At 52.1% G+C, this 16,355-nt stretch carries 13 protein-coding genes; 8 read left to right on the top strand and 5 right to left on the bottom strand.

Going from position 1 to position 16,355, the window contains the following annotated elements:
* Positions 1-74: 74 nt before the first annotated feature.
* Positions 75-5,003: a 2-oxoacid:acceptor oxidoreductase family protein gene (locus B2U47_RS13830; protein ID WP_296678953.1), complete on the bottom strand. Its 4,929-nt coding sequence runs from the start codon at positions 5,001-5,003 to the stop codon at positions 75-77.
* Positions 5,004-5,037: 34 nt separating this feature from the next.
* Complete coding sequence (locus B2U47_RS13825) at positions 5,038-5,931, bottom strand: (Fe-S)-binding protein (protein WP_296678951.1); 894 nt, start codon at positions 5,929-5,931, stop codon at positions 5,038-5,040.
* Between the two features lie 443 nt (positions 5,932-6,374).
* Here B2U47_RS13825 and B2U47_RS13820 point away from each other — a divergent pair, with 443 nt between their 5' ends.
* The gene (locus tag B2U47_RS13820) at positions 6,375-8,648 is read left to right on the top strand and encodes an NADP-dependent malic enzyme (RefSeq protein WP_296678950.1); all 2,274 of its coding nucleotides are present in this window, start codon (positions 6,375-6,377) and stop codon (positions 8,646-8,648) included.
* A 31-nt stretch (positions 8,649-8,679) separates the two neighbouring features.
* Here the strand turns inward: B2U47_RS13820 and rtcR are convergent, their stop codons facing one another.
* Together rtcR and B2U47_RS13810 are read right to left on the bottom strand one after the other, a co-directional pair.
* On the bottom strand, positions 8,680-10,281 hold the full coding sequence (rtcR, locus tag B2U47_RS13815; protein ID WP_296678948.1) for an RNA repair transcriptional activator RtcR: 1,602 nt from the start codon (positions 10,279-10,281) through the stop codon (positions 8,680-8,682).
* A gap of 6 nt (positions 10,282-10,287) precedes the next feature.
* Positions 10,288-11,010 (bottom strand): MipA/OmpV family protein, encoded by a 723-nt coding sequence (locus tag B2U47_RS13810; RefSeq protein WP_296678945.1) that lies wholly within the window; start codon positions 11,008-11,010, stop codon positions 10,288-10,290.
* Between the two features lie 122 nt (positions 11,011-11,132).
* Between B2U47_RS13810 and B2U47_RS13805 the strand changes: the two genes are divergently transcribed.
* The 7 genes from B2U47_RS13805 (at position 11,133) to B2U47_RS13775 (ending at position 16,045) form a co-directional block, all read left to right on the top strand.
* Positions 11,133-11,225, top strand: coding sequence for an RtcB family protein (locus B2U47_RS13805; RefSeq protein WP_296679795.1), 93 nt, complete (start codon positions 11,133-11,135; stop codon positions 11,223-11,225).
* Between the two features lie 157 nt (positions 11,226-11,382).
* Positions 11,383-12,024, top strand: a complete 642-nt coding sequence (locus tag B2U47_RS13800; protein ID WP_296678943.1) for a LuxR C-terminal-related transcriptional regulator — start codon at positions 11,383-11,385, stop codon at positions 12,022-12,024.
* Positions 12,025-12,198: 174 nt separating this feature from the next.
* Positions 12,199-13,209, top strand: a complete 1,011-nt coding sequence (locus B2U47_RS13795; RefSeq protein ID WP_296678941.1) for a hypothetical protein — start codon at positions 12,199-12,201, stop codon at positions 13,207-13,209.
* Between the two features lies 1 nt (position 13,210).
* Positions 13,211-13,852 carry a M23 family metallopeptidase gene (locus tag B2U47_RS13790; protein WP_296678939.1) on the top strand — a complete coding sequence of 214 codons (642 nt, stop codon included), beginning with the start codon at positions 13,211-13,213 and terminating at the stop codon, positions 13,850-13,852.
* Positions 13,853-13,897: 45 nt separating this feature from the next.
* Positions 13,898-14,584, top strand: coding sequence for a lysozyme (locus B2U47_RS13785; protein ID WP_296678937.1), 687 nt, complete (start codon positions 13,898-13,900; stop codon positions 14,582-14,584).
* Positions 14,585-14,716: 132 nt separating this feature from the next.
* Entirely contained in the window at positions 14,717-15,682 is a 966-nt protein-coding gene (locus tag B2U47_RS13780) for a hypothetical protein (protein ID WP_296678935.1), read from the top strand.
* 135 nt (positions 15,683-15,817) lie between these two features.
* A complete protein-coding gene (locus B2U47_RS13775) occupies positions 15,818-16,045 on the top strand; it encodes a hypothetical protein (protein ID WP_296678934.1) in 228 nt (75 codons plus the stop codon).
* 126 nt (positions 16,046-16,171) lie between these two features.
* On the opposite strand, the gene B2U47_RS13770 is transcribed toward B2U47_RS13775, so the two are convergent.
* Complete coding sequence (locus tag B2U47_RS13770; protein WP_296678932.1) at positions 16,172-16,348, bottom strand: PD-(D/E)XK nuclease domain-containing protein; 177 nt, start codon at positions 16,346-16,348, stop codon at positions 16,172-16,174.
* Between the last annotated feature and the right edge of the window lie 7 nt (positions 16,349-16,355).

The following is a 16,355-nucleotide window of genomic DNA, read 5'->3' as shown; positions in this document are numbered from 1 at the left end:
GAGCAAGAAGGTCGCGCCTCCTGTCCCCTCCACCCCTTGCGGGGGGAGGGTTAGGGAGGGGGGGATTCCCCTCTTTATTGGTATTTCACCGCCCGCGCCACCAGCTTGTCCAAGCCAGCTTCATTCGGGTTGTGCGGAGTCCCAGGGTGCAGGCAACCTGCCGTGCATTTCTCTGCCGCTTTCACGATGTCTTTGAAGGGGCCGCCTTGTGGGTTAATCACAATCGCCTTTTTCTGGTCGTTGTAAGCAAAGATAGCTGGGTTGATATTGATGCACTCGTCACAGGCGGTACATTCCGGGGTATCAACCCACACTGGCTCGAAACTGCCCGCGTTAGCCGCTGCCGTGCCAGTACCCGCCGGGGACAATGCGCCATTACCACCGCTTGCCAGTAAGCCCGCAGGTACGCTGCCCGCCGCCATGCCCATCAGGGTGGCGGTGAGTTGTTGCGCGACTTCGGCTTTGGCTTGCAGTTTGATCGCATCCAGATCCACCACCTGATCGACCCCGGTCAGTGACTTGAGTTGATGCCAGAAACCCCGGCGTTCTTCGGTGGAAAGGACAATTTCTTGCGCCACCAGTACCCGCATCAGGCGGTTTTTGCCGTCCACTGCCCAGATGTAGGGGAACTTGCCGTCGCGCTCGTCTTCGTCCAGTTTGATGAAGTCGTGCAACTGCACCATATTGTCGTTCCAGGTTTCCGGTGGGGCTTTGCGGAAGCTCTTGCGGAAACGGCCTTCGGTGAGGGCGAAGTCGGCAAAGGTCATCGGCACTTTCATGCTGGCGGTTTTGCCTTTTTCGTCGGTGTATTCCAGCGTGTAAGTCGGCCAGTCGGTGTCAATGGACGGGTTGCCTTCGATGCTGGAACAGTCTTGCAGGGTTTCACCTGCATCCGGGTCGAAGCGGAACAGCGGGTAAGCACGCGATTCCACCGCCAGCTTGCTTTGCTGTTCGGCGGCATCATCCGGTACGCCGTGTTCGGGCTGGCACACCGCGTAGAGGTTAAACAGTGCCGGACGGCGGCTGTTCAAACCGTCGATGAAGCCCTCAATCATGTGGGTCATGTTGGAAATGGAGCTTTGCAGCACGAACGAGGTGCGGTGCGCCATCCCGATCAGGCTCATTTCCTTGCGGATTTCGGTCTTGCCTTTCCATGCCTTGCCGTAAGGAGCCATGTCGGATACCTGTCCGATAAAGCCGGAGGTACACGCCTGCCCGCCGGTGTTGGAATACACCTGCGTATCCAGCACCAGCACCTTGATCGGCATCCCCGACATCAGCGCACGCGACAGGTTTTGGAAACCGATGTCGTACATCGCGCCGTCACCACCGACCGCAACCACGGGCGGGCATAACCGCCATTCTTCATCGCTGAAGCCTTTCCAGTTGAAGTAGGTCAAGAAGGCATCGTGTTCCGCCGGGTCGTATTTGTCGGCAATAATCAGCTCGGCTTTGCGGATGGCTTTGAAACCGTCTGCCATTTTCGCCATATGCCCTTCAAAAATACCCATCGCCATGGACGGCGCGTCCTGGAACAAATGGTTTGCCCACGGGAACGGGTACGGGTTGAACGGGAAGGTGGAAGCCCACACCGAGGTACAGCCCGTGGCGTTGATAATGCCCATTTCGGCACGCCCTTGCTTGGTTTGCCCTTCGGTGTAACGCCATTTGAGGTTACGCAAGGCATCCAGCAGCTTGGTAATGTCTTTCAGCCATTGCTGGTTGAGTGGCTGGGTCGGGCCGTCGGCTTCCAGTGAATGCGAGAGGATGCCCAGCGTCAGGTCGTGTTCCTTGTTGCCGTCAATGGCTGCACGGAAGGCAGCGGTGTCGCCGAGGTTGATATTGTTCGCCAAGGTCATGCGCACCTTGGTTTCGAGCTGGTTAATCAGGGTGTCGATCTTTTCCAGATGGGCTTTGACGCGCGGTTGCAGCAAGGCGGTCACGGTGGCGGTGAACAGGTGGATACTGGTCTTTTCGCCGCAACCCAGACACGCGCCGTCACCGGAGAGCATGGCATGGTAGTTGTGCTTGTCGAGCAACAGGGTTTCGAGTGCGCCGACCTTTTCATCCAGATCGTCGATGCGGTTGAATTCGGGGGCGGTAGTGGGCAGTTCCAGCCAGAATTTCCATTCCTTGCGCATCCGCTCCACTGCTGATTCGGTTTGCGGGGCAGCCACCAAGGCTTGGTCGTCACAGACCTTGATACATTCCATGCAGCCTTTACAGGTGTAAGGGTTGATGGTGATGGAGAACAAGCCGCCGCTGCCTGCCTGCTTTTTCTCGCGGGTGCTGTAGTAAGGCTTGGTAATGGCAAAACGGAAGTCGCCGATGGTGGCGAGCAGGCGGCTGAATTCGCGTTCCAGACTCTGCTTTTCAGCCCCTTCCAACGGGGATTCTGCCAGTGTTTCCAGCACCGCGTGGTCGATGAGCTGGTTGACGTTGGCAGCTTCGCCGTTTTGCTCAATCAGTCCGCGCAGCTTTTTCTCAACGGTACGCACTTCACGGCGCAGGAAACGGGTCGGGTTGCCGCCGCGCTCAATGGTCATAATCGCGGAGTTGAATACGTCGCTGATGGAGTTGACCAGACCGGGAATCGCGCTATCCGGGCAGACGCTGTAGCAGTTGCCGCAAGCGGTGCAGTTTTCCGGCTTGAATTCGGGGTATTCAAAGCGGATTTGGGTCATGTCGCGGTAGAAGCCGGTGGCGACCGGCATCAAGCCCGTTGCCATGTACGGGTCGGCAAGGTTGCCGCTGCCTTTGCCGTCGAGGTAGAAACTGCCAGTCTGTTCCCAGAAACGGTGGATGTCGGACAAACGCCCGTCACCTTCCGGCAATTGCTTGAGCATGATCGGCAAGGAACTGGCTTGTTTGCGTACCGCTTCGGGGGTCAAACCGACGGTTTTTTCGGTGATTTCAATGATTTCATCGAAACCACGGCGCACGACTTTGAGGTTGTCTTCGACCACCCGTGCGCCTTTGCTGCCGAACTTGTCGCGCAACTGCTTTTCAATCGCCGCAAACAGGGTGTCGCGGGTCATGTTGTTACGCGCCATCAAGGGGGAAGCGGCAAAGAACGCGCCCTGGAAGGCGTTGCCCTGCATACGGAATTGCAGTTCGGCGTTGGAAGCTTCTTCGCGGGCAATCTTGAAACCGTCGATGTAGTAAATGCGGATGCCGTGGTCAACGATGTATTTCTGTGCCTGACGCGGGATTTGCGCCCACACTTCGGCGGGTGAACCAAGGCTGCTCTGGATAATGAACACGCCATCCTTGTCCAGCCCGTGCAGTGGGTTGGAGTGCAGGAATACGTTGGGGTCAGGTGACAGTACCACATCCACGAAATGGTATTCGCACGATAAGCGAATCGGTTCAGGCGCGGCGGACAGGTAGTAAGTGGTCGGTTGCCCTTTCTTTTCCGAGCCGTATTTGGGGTTGGCTTTGATGTCGAAACCGAGCAGGTCGTACAGGGTCATCGCCAGATTCTTACCCGTGGTGATCGCACCCCAGCCGCCGACCGAGTGCATCCGCACCGTGATCGAACCTTTCGGCATCAGGTTGGGATTTTCGCTGCCATACACCGACAAATCCTTGATTTGCGGGTAACGGGTCAGCAGTTCGTTGAAATACACTTCCTGACGCGGCGAGGCGGCGTTGCGGTAGAAGTCGATGCCGAGATAGAAGAAACGCTGGTTTTTGCCATTCGGCAGCATATTTTCGATAGCACCAATAATGCCTTCCGGTTGCAGGTCGCGGCTACCCAAGCCGTAGCAGCCGGAATACAAGGTGGGGGCTTCGCCGCTTTTGTAGCTGGCATACAGCGGGTAGGGCAGTTCGCCACGGCTGGCAAAACCGTTTTCCATGCTCTTGGTGAGGGAGGCACGGATTTCACGCATGATCGGTAAATCTTCTGCCAGCGGCTGGTCGGTACGTTCCAGCACCACGCAGCCTTTCTTGCCCTTGAGTGCCTTGCTGACCAGATCGCCGGGGAAGGGGCGGTACATGGTGAGGTTAATCACGCCCACTTTGAGCTTGCGGGTATCGCGCAGGTAATCGGCAACCGCTTCCGCTTGCACGATCATGCTGCCTTGCCCAAGGATGACATACTCGGCATCGTCACAGCGGTATTCGGCAATGCGCCCGTAGTAACGCCCGGTGAGGCTGGCGTATTCCGCCATCACGGTTTCGGACAGGGTGCGGATGTGGTCGAAGAAATACGGGCGTTGCGCTGCGGTTGCCTGCATATAGGCATCCTGGTTTTGCACCGTGCCTGCCACCATTGGGTTATCCACGCTCCACACTTCAGGCACGCGGCGGCGTTTCGGGCCGTAAATCATTTCCTGCGCCGGGGTGGGGCAGTCGATCATGTCTGCGGGGCTACCGAGGAATTCGTCGATCAGCTCACGTTCCGGCACTTGTAGCGGTTCAATCAGGTGAGTAGTGAGGAAGCCATCTTGCGCGACCGCCGCCGGGGTCAGCGAGAGTTCGGCAATCTTGCGCCCGATCAGGTTGAGGTCAGCCGCTTCCTGTGCATTCTTGGCAAAAATCTGGAAGAAACCGGTGTCGTCAATGCAGTGGTAGTCATCGTGACCGCAATGCACGTTGAGGCTGGCTTTGGTAATGGCGCGGCAACCAATGTTCAGCACGTAAGGCAGACGTTTACCCACAGCGGCGTACAAGGATTCGTGCATGAACGCCACACCCTGTGCGGAGGAGAAATTGGTGGCACGCAAGCCCGTCATCGACATCCCGGCAGTCACGGCAGCCGCCGCGTGTTCGGATTCCGGTTCAACGAAAATCAGCGGTTGCCCGGAGGTATTGACGTGACCTTTCGCCACTTCCTCTGCCCAGTATTCGCCCATCTGGGTGGAAGGGGTAATCGGGTATGCGCCCGCAGCATCCGATGCCTCGCGTTCGCACATAATGACGGCGGCGTTGCCGTCCATTGCCATGCGTGTGCCGGGATACTTGACGGTAGGTGGGGTAGTTTTTTTGAATCCGAACATATTGACTGCCTCTACGGGTGAGAAGTGAAAGGGTTTATGCACGGCTAACCGGCAATGCCTGTTTTCTGATGACAGGTTTTGCCTTATGGCCTTTGACGATGTTCCCTTGTTTGCTCAACCAGACGATGGCACCGGTAGGACACCGCTGGATGCTGACTTTGGAAGCCAGGGAATTCTTGCTGTAATCAATGATTGCCAGGTTATCCCTGATCGTTATTAATCCCTCTGGGGAATCGTTCACGCAACGCTCACAGGCATTGCAAGCCACTTCGCATTCGGCTTCAGCCTCTGCGCCGTGGTGTAAGTTTTTGCAAGCCACCCACAACTGGTGGCTGACCGGGTGCAGTTCAAACAGCTTTTTCGGGCAGACATCGACGCAATCGCCACAGGCGGTGCATTTGTCGGCATCGACCACTGGCAAGCCGTTTTTGTCGAGCGTGATAGCACCGAACTCACAGACATCTGCACAATCGCCCATTCCCAAACAGCCCCACGTACAGGTTTTACCGCCGCCACCGACCATTGCCGCGCCCCGGCAGGAATGCAACCCGGAATACAAGGCGCGGGAATGGGCAACGTGATTGCCACCGGCACAAGCCAGCCGTGCGACACGTTTTTCCTGAACGCCCAGTTCTACCCCTAAAAATTGGGCAATAGCAGCGTTATTGGCAGGTGCGTTTACGGTGCATTGACCGGGTTTGACCTCACCCGCAATCAGCTTTTCGGCGAAAATGCGGCAACCGGCTTCCCCACATGCGCCACAATTGGCATGGGGCAGGGCAGAATCCACTTCGTCGATACGCGGGTCTTCGTACACAAACAGGAAACGGTTAGCGATTGCCAGAATAACGGCGAGAGAAACCCCCAAGGCCAGCATGTAACCTAGGGCAACTACGGTGTCTGCGGAAAGAATGCTGACGTTAATCACGATACAATGTCCTGTTTTGGGGAAACATGACATTCAAATTACCCAACTTGGTGCGCTGCAATAGTGATCTATATCAAGATTTTATATTGCATTGCACAACGAAAAGAGATAGGGGTATAGCCAGAAATGGATAGAAACGAATATCCCTCTCCTGTATCCACTCCTTCCTGACAAACATTTTTCCGCAGCGTAAAAAACTCAGGTAATATCAGACCAGCGGCGCTATTTTGCCTGTGTGCCGTGCTTTTCGGGGGCGGAATGCCGCCGGTGGGTAGCATGGCGGGCAATACATATTGCTGCTGATAACTAGATAAAAATTCACATATATCATCCAGTTAGAATAATAGATTGTTGGCAGTCCATGATGGGTACGATTCTTTCATACGGCATCATGTCTGTTAATTAACCATCAAAGATGCATGAGATAGAGGAGCACAACAACTATGGTCGATGAATTGAACCAGGCCGCGCTGGATTATCACCGTTACCCCAACCCCGGCAAACTCGAAGTGACCCCCACCAAGAACATGGTCAACCAGCGCGATCTGGCACTGGCCTATTCCCCCGGTGTGGCGGCGGCGAGTCTGGCGATTGCCGACAACCCGGCCTGTGCTGCCAATTACACCACCCGTGGCAATCTGGTGGCGGTCGTTTCCAACGGCACGGCGGTACTGGGGCTGGGTTCGATCGGCGCACTCGCTTCCAAACCGGTGATGGAAGGCAAGGCGGTACTGTTCAAGAAATTCGCCGGGGTGAACGCTTTCGACATCGAGCTGGATACGCTGGACGTGGACAAGCTGGTGGAAGCCGTCGCCCTGATGGAGCCAACCTTCGGCGGTATCAACCTCGAAGACATCAAGGCCCCGGAATGCTTTGAGGTGGAAAAGCGCCTGAAAGCACGCATGAAAATCCCGGTATTCCACGACGATCAGCACGGCACGGCGATTTGCGTGGCAGCCGCCATCCGCAACGGTTTGCGCGTGGCGGGCAAGAATATCCAGGACGTAAAACTGGTGTGTTCCGGCGCAGGTGCAGCCGCGATTGCCTGCCTCAACCTGCTGGTGGAAATGGGGTTGAAGAAGGAAAACATCACCGTCAACGACCGCTTCGGCATTATCTACACCGGGCGTGTGGATGAAATGAACCCGTACAATTCTGCCTACGCCATCGACACCGACGCCCGCACCTTGGATGACGTGATGGACGGCGTGGACGTGTTCCTCGGCCTGTCTGCCCCGCGCGTGCTCAAGCAGCATCACGTCAAGGTGATGGCGGCAAACCCGCTGATCCTCGCCCTTGCCAACCCTGAACCGGAAATCCGCCCCGAACTGGTGTACGAAGTGCGTTCCGATGCCATCATCGCCACCGGGCGCAGCGATTACCCCAATCAGGTCAACAACGTGCTGTGCTTCCCGTTCCTGTTCCGTGGCGCACTCGATGTCGGCGCAACCGAAATCAATGAAGCGATGAAAATTGCGGTGGTGGAAGCGATTGGCGATCTGGCGATGCGCGAAGCCTCCGACGCCGTGGTATCCGCCTACGGTGGGGCAGAATTCCACTTCGGGCGCGATTACCTGATTCCCAAGCCGTTTGACCCGCGCCTGATGACCATCATTCCGCCACGGGTGGCGAAAGCGGCGATGGATAGCGGGGTGGCGACCCGCCCGATTGCCGATTTCGACGCTTATCAGCGCCAACTGGAAAGTTTCGTGTTCCGTTCCGGCATGACCATGAAACCGGTATTCGAGAAAGCCAAACGCAACCCGCAGCGCATCGTGTTTGCCGAAGGTGAATCACAGCGGGTGATCAATGCGGTGCAAATCCTGGTGGATGACGGCATCTGCAAGCCGATCCTGCTTGGCAACCCGGAACTGATCCAGCAAAACATCAATGCCTACGACTTGCGTCTGACCATCGGTGAAAATATCGAGGTGGTCGACCCACGTAACAACCCCGATTTCGAGCGGCACGTCGCTGAACATTATGCCGCCATGTGCCGCAAGGGCGTGACTCCAGCTTACAGCCGCCGGGTGATGGCAGCGCGGACTACCCAGATTGCAGCGGTGATGGTGCGTTGTGGTGATGCGGATGCCATGATCTGCGGGGTGGAAGGCAACTTCATTTCCCACCTGCATTACGTGCGTGACCTGATCGGCGCTCGCCCCGGCCTGACGGATGTGGCGGCTGTCACCATGCTGATCCTCAAGCAGGGCACGTATTTCCTCACCGATACCCACGCGGGGGTTGACCCGACTGCCGAACAGCTTGCCGACAATACCGCGCTGGCAGCGGAACTGGTGGCAGGGTTTGGGATGGAACCGAAAGCCGCGCTGCTGTCACATTCCAACTTCGGCAGCCGCATGAACGAGCATTCCGACAAGATGCGCAAGGCGCTGGCAATCCTGCACGAGAAATACCCGCATATCGTGGTGGAAGGCGAAATGCACGCCGATGCCGCGCTGTCACAGGAAGTCCGTGACCGTTTGTTCAAATGTTCCGCCTTTGAAGGCTCGGCGAACCTGCTGGTGTGCCCGGATCTGAACTCGGCGAACATTGCCTACAACATGACCAAGATGCTGGCAGATGGTCTGCCGGTCGGGCCAATGCTGGTGGGGACGAATTACCCGGCGCATATCCTGACCGAAAGCACCACGGTGCGCGGGATTGTGAACATGGCGGCGTTTGCGGCGGTGGAGGCGGCTAGCCGCAAGCAATAAGGCAGCGGCTGGCATCCGGCTGAACTGGCTTTCAATCGGTCAGTTCAGCGAATGCCAGCCCGTATTTCTGCAAATACACCCGCAATCGGTGTGAGTCATTGCTGCTGGCACGCTGGGTGCGGCTGATGTTGAACAGGGTGCGGCCTGCTTCTGCCAGCGTTTTGGACTCACGGCATACCCGGATCACTTCCACCAGTTGCACCTGATCGAAATGGTCGATGCCTGCTAGTACTTCCGCCTCCAGCACTTCACGTAACAGGCTGTCAGCACTGCTGGCGGGGGTTTTCTCATGGAAACCACCCCAGTCGTAGCGCAAGCGCCCGATTTCCACGCTGACAATTTCTTCGGTAATGCGTCCACCATTTGCCAGTGTTGCCATACGGGTAATACTGGAATTGAGGTCGCGGAAATTGGCTCGCCAGCTTGCTGCCGCAGAATGGGCGAAAGCGAGGTATTGTTCCCGCGCAGCCTTGTTGAAACTGACCTTGTGCCCAACTTTGTGAGTGAATTGCTGAAGCTCGTATTCGATGTTCGGTTCCATATCTTCCAGCCGTTCACGCAGGCCGGGGAGTTCATATGTCCACAGGTTGATGCGTGCCAGCAGGTCTTCGCGGAATTTGCCTTCGCGCACCCGCTGGAACAGGTCGCGGTTGGTTCCGGCAATCAACTGGAAATCGCTGCCGGTTTCACGGTCGCTACCGAACGGGGTGAATACCTTGTCTTCGATGGCACGTAGCAGCATCGCTTGTTCATCCAACCCCAGTTCGCCGATTTCATCCAGAAACAGCAAGCCTTTGTCGGCTTCGCGCAGCAGGCCGGTGCGGGCAGTAAGTGCGCCGGTAAAAGCGCCTTTCACATGCCCGAACAATGCCGACATGGCGTTGTCGCCGCGCAGGGTGGCACAGTTGGTTTCCACCAGTTTGCCGCTGACCTGTCCGCGCTGTTTTTTCAGGGCGAAAATGCGTTTGGCAAGCTGCGACTTGCCCGCCCCGGTTGGGCCGGTCAGCAGGATGGGGGCGGTGGAACGGATCGACACCTGTTCCAGTTGCACGATCAGGGCGTTGAAAGCGGCATTGCGCGTGTCGATGCCGCCTTTCAGGTAGGCGATGCCTTCCTGGGTTTCGCGGGCAAAGCGTGAGGCAATCTGGTCGTAACGCGACAGGTCGAGGTCGATGATCTGGATGGCTCCCTGCACGCCTTCGTTGCTGGGGGAAGTTTGCAGCAGCTTGCCAGGGATGTAATTGGCTTCGGTCAGCAGGAACAGGCAAATTTGCGCCACATGCGTGCCGGTGGTGATGTGCACGTAGTAGTTGTTCTGTTCCGGGTCGAAACGGTATTGGTGAGTGAAATCGTGCAACTGGCTGTAGACTTCGCCGAAATCCCACGGGTCGCTGTAATTGAGCACATGCGCGGCAAAGCGGGTTGCGGGGGCGAGTGCCCGCATGTCACGCAGGGTACTGCCCGCCAGTTCTGCCTCGTCTGCATGGTGCAGCAGGACGAATTCATCCACCGGGAAATCCGGCTGCATGACGATGCCGACAGTAGGCCGCCAGCGTGAATGGCGGCGCTTACCCAAACCCTGATGGTCGAGGCGCGACCCCAGAATGCCGATGACGACGTTACGCGCAGGCATTTGCGTTTAACGCCATTGGTAAGCCAGACCGATTTTGCCTCCCCACACGGTATCTTTTGCCACAATCGGGCTGTCGGAAATGGCGGTATCGTAATGGGTGGCATCCACGCTGCCGACCAGTGTCCATTTGCCTGTCAGGGGCTTTTCCAGTTTGACTCCAGCTTTCATGGCAAGGCTGTCATTGGCCTGATAAGCGGGGCGGCCTACCTTGGCTTCCGTGGCATCCACACCCACGTAGTAATCGGTCAGGTCGGATGAGAGCCACTGGCCTTCCACATAGGGGCGCACCACCAGTTTGTCTGACAGTGAGTTGAAGGTGTAACGCACTTTGGCTTGCGTGCCCTTGTGGGCGGTGACATCCTTGCCGATTTCGGCATTCAGCACCCCGGAAGGCAGTTTCCAGGCAGAACCCAGTCGTAGATTGATGGCGCGGTCGAGTTTACGCATGTCGCTGAGTTGCGGGCTGTCGCCGCGTTTGTGATCCCATTCATCCAGCCCGACTCCGGCATAAAAGCGTTGTGTTTCGCTTTGCCCGAAATCTACGCTCAGGCCGGAAATGTCGAAACCATCACGGTCAGGGGTGGCGGGGGCGACGCCTGTACTGGTGTCGCCACCGACAAACGGAGATTGTCTAACGGTAACGCCCAACCCCAGATCGGCGGGCAACAGGGAATCAGCCAGTGCAGCGCCGGGAATGCACAACAGCAGTGGTAACAGTCTGGTTTTCATCGTTATGTCTCGTTGGAGGTAATGGCAGGAGTGTAGCACACCTGCCGGATTACACATGAGGGTGAAATATCTACCTCGTTACGAGTCTATTCCAAAAGATAATTCTGTTGTCTCTTCAACGGATGCATTTTATCCACAAATGGATTGCCACCATGCCCGATGTCCATGTGGGTAAGGGGGCAACTATTGGCAGCGTGATCCCAACCATGTGCTGAAGAGGTCTCATTTTAGGCGATCTTTTTATTTGTCATATTGTGAGATATATAAAATTTATTCGAGAAAATTATTATTACTTTTGTCTATCCGTAATATTGGTTGCCTATACTATTAGTTAGGGAGTCAGGGTCGCCAATCTGTTTGGAGGGGCTGGCTATGCGTATTTTGATTGTGGATGAGCAACCACTGTTCCGCGAAGCGTTAGGCATTCATCTTGAGGTGATGTACCCGGAAGCAACGGTATTTGAAGCGAATAGCGTTGCGGAAGCGCAAGGCGTGTTGAGTATGTATGCACGTTTTGCATTGATTATCCTTGATGCGTCTGTACCGGGGCTGAAGGGTCTTGAATGGTTGGCAATACTGCGCAAGACATCACCGGACAGCAAAATCGTGATTATTTCCTGCTTGGCTGACCCTACGGTTGCCAAAGAGCTGCTTCAGCAGGGGGCGAGCGGCTATATTGCCAAAACAGCGGGAGCCGGGGATGTGCGCAATGCCATCCATCTTGTGCTTGCGGGAGAGGTATATCTCTCTCCTTCCTTGTTGATTGACAACTTGGGGGAGTTTGCCAGCCCTGCTGTCAGGCTTCCTGCTCCAGCAGCAACCCATTTGCTGACTCCCCGCCAACGTGAAGTTATGTCCTTGATGGCAGAGGGGTTGCCAAACAAAGCGATTGCCGAGCGGTTACAGTGTTCGGATGGCACGGTCAAATTGCATGTCAGCGCGATTTTCCGGGCATTGGGTGCAAGGAATCGGACTGAAGCGGTGCAGGCGGCCGCTCGTTTAATGCTGGTGTAATTAAATTGTCAATAAATATCCACATTGTTGTTAATGCTCATATGCCATTCACTGGTCTTTTTGCCTATTTTTTAAGTTTATGAAAAAAATATTATATGCATAAAGAGTTTCCTGAAGGATAGCTTGCAATGTGGTGTCCTTGGGTTTTTACTGGTTTTTAAATAGGGCATTCTTATGCATTCTTCGGTAGTTGTGTTGATGTGTGCTCTGGTTTTTTCAGGCTGCGTTAGTATTTCAGGTGGGCCTGAAGCAGTTGTTGATCCAAAAATTGAAATTAATACATTGTTACCTATGGCTGGTTCTGAACAGGTTTTGGCTTATTTTAATGAGAAAGATTATGATCAGCGTAGGGTAATTCGAGACCAGATTGTTTCTGCGCGGCTATATGTATCAGATATAAACTTTGCAAGTTATACAAATGATCTTGTACAGGAGCTTAGAGGTGGTGCATTTGGAACTGATCTTGTTAGCCTGTTGTTGAGCGGTTGGGCTTCTGTTGCGGAGCCAAGTCAGACAACAAAAGTATTGGCGGGGTTGGATACTGCATTGAAAGGTGGGCGACAGGCATTCACTAAGGATCTTTTAATTGATAGGACGTTGCCAGTTTTAATAATTCAAATGCAGCGTGACAGAAGTCACATAGCAGAAAAAATATGGAGTAATTTGAAACGTTATTCTGATGAAACATATCCGCTTCCATTAGCGTTGCGTCATCTTGATGAATATTATCAGGCTGGAACTATTATGGGAGCTTTAATGAGGCTTAATAATAATGTTGCTTTTTCGGTAGATAAGAGTTTGGAGAGTTCCGGTTTGACTCCTGATTCTGTTGGCTTTATATCTGAGGGGGAAGCATTGTCCCATCACTTAGTACATGTGGAAAAGTCGTCGGTTATTGATAAGGATAAACCTTTCCATAAGGTTGGTGATGATGTTGTTGTTGCACCGAGTGCTGAGCAAAGTAGAATTTATGCACGAATACTGGACACTTATGTGGTTGATGCAAAGGATGAAAATGAAGAGTTTGCTAGGCTTGGAAAAATTCAAAGTATTATTGATTCTAGATCGACTGATAACTCTGTATCTGCGGTTGCTCTTATTAACGAAGGAAATGCAAATGCTAAATATGCATCGCTGCAAAAAGTTATAATTGACGAATTGGGTTTGGGGGAAAAGGAGAATTGATATGTTAACTCAACAGGTTATTCCATGTGAAACGCTCGAGTTGGCAAAAAATAGATACCGACAACTGAAGCGGCTTCACGAAAACTGGGAGGTTGAAATTGTGGGTGATTCTCCCCCATTCTCCGTTGTTGCAACACCACCCGAAGATCAGAATGATAAGTTGAATTCGACGTATCTTTGTTTCCCGTTTTTGAAAAGACCGGATGATAGCATAGATTATCATGTTGGATGCAGAAAGTTTGGTGCCGATCGTAACGAGGGAAGAAAACATGCTGGTTGTGACTTGATTGCTCCGCCAGGAACAAAGATTTTTGCAATGGCAGATGGCGTTGTAATCAGAGGGCCATATTGTTTTTATGATGGTACATATGCTCTGGAAGTCGAAAGCAAGGATGGAGTAATTATCCGTTATTGTGAAATATCTTGTGACCTTCCAGCGGGAGTTGAACAGGGCAAGCAAGTCATTCGTGGTCAGTTTATTGCTCGTGTAGGTCAACTTAATTCAGGTAGGTCAATGCTGCATCTTGAAATGTATAAAGGAACAGCAAATGGAAAATTGACCCAGCCCGGAACGGTATTTGAGCGACGATCTGATTTGATTGATCCGACGAATTATCTTGATGATAGCCGACTTTTAATTTGATTTTCTTGGGGCGATATATTGGCTGGATAATAATGGGAGGTTTTTATGCCAAGCGTTTCTAATAATGTGAGTTGGATGCCGGAAAAGATTATGTGTAAAACAAAGGATGATGCGGAAAAAAGGCTCAGGCAAATGAAAGGTCATCATCAAGGCTGGACTTTTAGCGTGGTTGAAAGTTTGGGGGGGTATATGGTGCTTCCTAAGCAGTCAATAACAAGCAGTGGTGCAGTTTTTTATCCATCTGTAATGAGTGACAAAGGGCTGGATTTGCTTAAATCTATTGAGCGACTTAACTTGAAACCCTATGATGATCAAACAGGGTTGATTATATCAAAATGGACGCAGGGAGCAACGATAGGATATGGGCATTTGATTCCCCAGAGTGAGTGGAGTTTTTTCAAGGACGGAATTACCAAAGAGTATGCGGAGACTTTGTTTGAAAGTGATTTGTCAAGTTTCTATAAAAATGTGACTGACTTTGTGACTGTTCAGCTAATGCAATATCAGTTTGATGCTCTGGTGATGCTGGCTTTTAATATTGGGTCGGGTGCATTTAAAAACTCATCAGTAGTTAAGATGATAAATAACCCTGGTGTCAAGACAGCTTATTCGACGTTGCAATCTGCTTGGTATGCTTATAATAAATCGCAAAAAAAAGAGAATGAAGGGTTAAAAAATAGAAGGGAATGCGAATGGAATATTTATTCAGAAAATATTTATAAGCCGTGGTGAGTAAGTGGCCATGAAAGCGTTTTCTCAGATTTATTCTATAAGTTAAAATAGCGTGTAATCTCGTGGTGCGCGAAAACTTTGGCTCGATTACTTATTGTTGTATTGACTATGGGTCTTTAAGTGAGGTTTGTCATGTTTAATGACGTAGTGAAAGAATTGCCTGAAAATTCTTTTGCAGAAACAGATAATAGTTTGCCGGGAGTCCGATCTATTGGTCAAGAATCAGTGGCTAATGGATATGGATTTTCTGTTGCTGTGCCCTTAAATGAAGATTTACGCCGCGAAATTTGGAAAAACCTTAAAGATGAAAGTGAAGAAAATATTCTTCGTGAACATGATCAAAATTATATTGTTTACTGGGATAGAAAAGATAACTTGCGTTGGCGATTGGGAGATAAGTGTGAACAAGATTTGGATATGGAAACAAGTAAGATTTTAGTGGACGTTGAAAATGTTTCTGCCTTACCAGTAGATTATCTTAGTAACCGTCAGCGGGCAGCTTGGGCATCAATGTTAGGTCATGCTGTATCTCTCGTCAGTTCCAATAAGGCTGAAAGTGCACGCAGAATCGTGGAGATAACTAGGCAATTTATCGTTTCAAGAGCTAAAGAAAAAGCACGTATCTGGATGGTGCAGGCGAGTATAACAACTTCTGCTGTGTCACTTTTTGCGTGTTTGCTTTTATGGGTGATTTCAATAAATAGTCATATTATGTTGGCGCTTGCTTCTATGGGATTTGGAATTATTGGGGCACAGTTTTCTATTCTCGTCAGGTTACATCAGATGAAAGTAGATCCATCGGCTGGTCGGATAGTGCATTGGAGTGAGTCAGTGATCAGGGTTATGACGGGTATGTTTGCTGCGATAATATTATATGTGGCGTTGAGGAGTGGAATTGTGTTTCCGTTTATTGACACGGTTTTTGAAAATAATCATATCCCTCCAACTAAATATTTATGGATGTTTGATGATAAAAATTTCTGGGTTCTTGCTTTTATGTCAACCTTGGCTGGATTTAGTGAGAGGTTTGTGCCTAGTTTCTTGGATAAAATAGAAGATAAAAATATGCAGCATGTGGGTGATAAGTCTCTAGATTAGATTTTTATATGATAGCTAATGAAACTTATCCCGAAAGACGTTTATCCATTGATTTGCGTGCTGTATCAGGGGGAGTGTTTATTTTGGTGGACTGCAAATAAAAAACCACGGTTTTTTTGTTGGGAGAGGTGTAATATGGATACTATTATTTTTCTGGCACTCGCCATACTTGTGATAGGTGTCGTTTATGTGTTTGCCAAACAGGTGGCGTTTGGTCTTTTGGCGGCAGCTTTGGTAGGTTTTTTTAGTTATTTTGTTACTAAACATATAATTGGGATGGAGGAACTTATTGCGGGAATCCTGACAATGATTCTTGCATTGTTTGGGTTTATTGGCGGTGTAAAGATAGCTAATTCTATCTGAGCATCTTGACATGCTATCATGAAACATAAATTTATGTTCTGTGTGCCACGGCCTGCGACTCACCCCCAGCAGGCCATCCTCTTTCCACTCAAACCCGACAAAATTCGTAACTGAACACCAGTTTTACTACGGTATGCTTACCCCCCCAGCAAGAAGCCCCTGCCCAACGCCAAAACTGACAACATTGCGCGAATCCCGGCTGAACTCCATCCCCACCAAATGGATTGGTTGCCCCATCCCGCGATACTCGTCGGCATAGCCACGTTCTTTGATCTGTTGCAAGGCATTGCCTTCTGGCTGCATTGGCGTA

Source organism: Thiothrix sp. UBA5583, assembly GCA_002425225.1.
GTDB classification, from domain to species: Bacteria; Pseudomonadota; Gammaproteobacteria; order Thiotrichales; family Thiotrichaceae; genus Thiothrix; species Thiothrix moscowensis.
The sequence above is the reverse complement of the archived record's forward strand: the minus strand, read 5'-3'. Positions and strand labels throughout refer to the sequence as shown.

Coding starts and splice junctions, on each gene's coding strand:
- rtcR (WP_296678948.1), bottom strand. CDS start 10,281: ATGCCTGCGCGTAACGTCGTCATCGGCATTCTGGGGTCGCGCCTCGAC.
- B2U47_RS13830 (WP_296678953.1), bottom strand. CDS start 5,003: ATGTTCGGATTCAAAAAAACTACCCCACCTACCGTCAAGTATCCCGGC.
- B2U47_RS13780 (WP_296678935.1), top strand. CDS start 14,717: ATGTTTAATGACGTAGTGAAAGAATTGCCTGAAAATTCTTTTGCAGAA.
- B2U47_RS13820 (WP_296678950.1), top strand. CDS start 6,375: ATGGTCGATGAATTGAACCAGGCCGCGCTGGATTATCACCGTTACCCC.
- B2U47_RS13785 (WP_296678937.1), top strand. CDS start 13,898: ATGCCAAGCGTTTCTAATAATGTGAGTTGGATGCCGGAAAAGATTATG.
- B2U47_RS13770 (WP_296678932.1), bottom strand. CDS start 16,348: ATGCAGCCAGAAGGCAATGCCTTGCAACAGATCAAAGAACGTGGCTAT.
- B2U47_RS13790 (WP_296678939.1), top strand. CDS start 13,211: ATGTTAACTCAACAGGTTATTCCATGTGAAACGCTCGAGTTGGCAAAA.
- B2U47_RS13795 (WP_296678941.1), top strand. CDS start 12,199: ATGCATTCTTCGGTAGTTGTGTTGATGTGTGCTCTGGTTTTTTCAGGC.
- B2U47_RS13810 (WP_296678945.1), bottom strand. CDS start 11,010: ATGAAAACCAGACTGTTACCACTGCTGTTGTGCATTCCCGGCGCTGCA.
- B2U47_RS13800 (WP_296678943.1), top strand. CDS start 11,383: ATGCGTATTTTGATTGTGGATGAGCAACCACTGTTCCGCGAAGCGTTA.
- B2U47_RS13775 (WP_296678934.1), top strand. CDS start 15,818: ATGGATACTATTATTTTTCTGGCACTCGCCATACTTGTGATAGGTGTC.
- B2U47_RS13805 (WP_296679795.1), top strand. CDS start 11,133: ATGCATTTTATCCACAAATGGATTGCCACCATGCCCGATGTCCATGTG.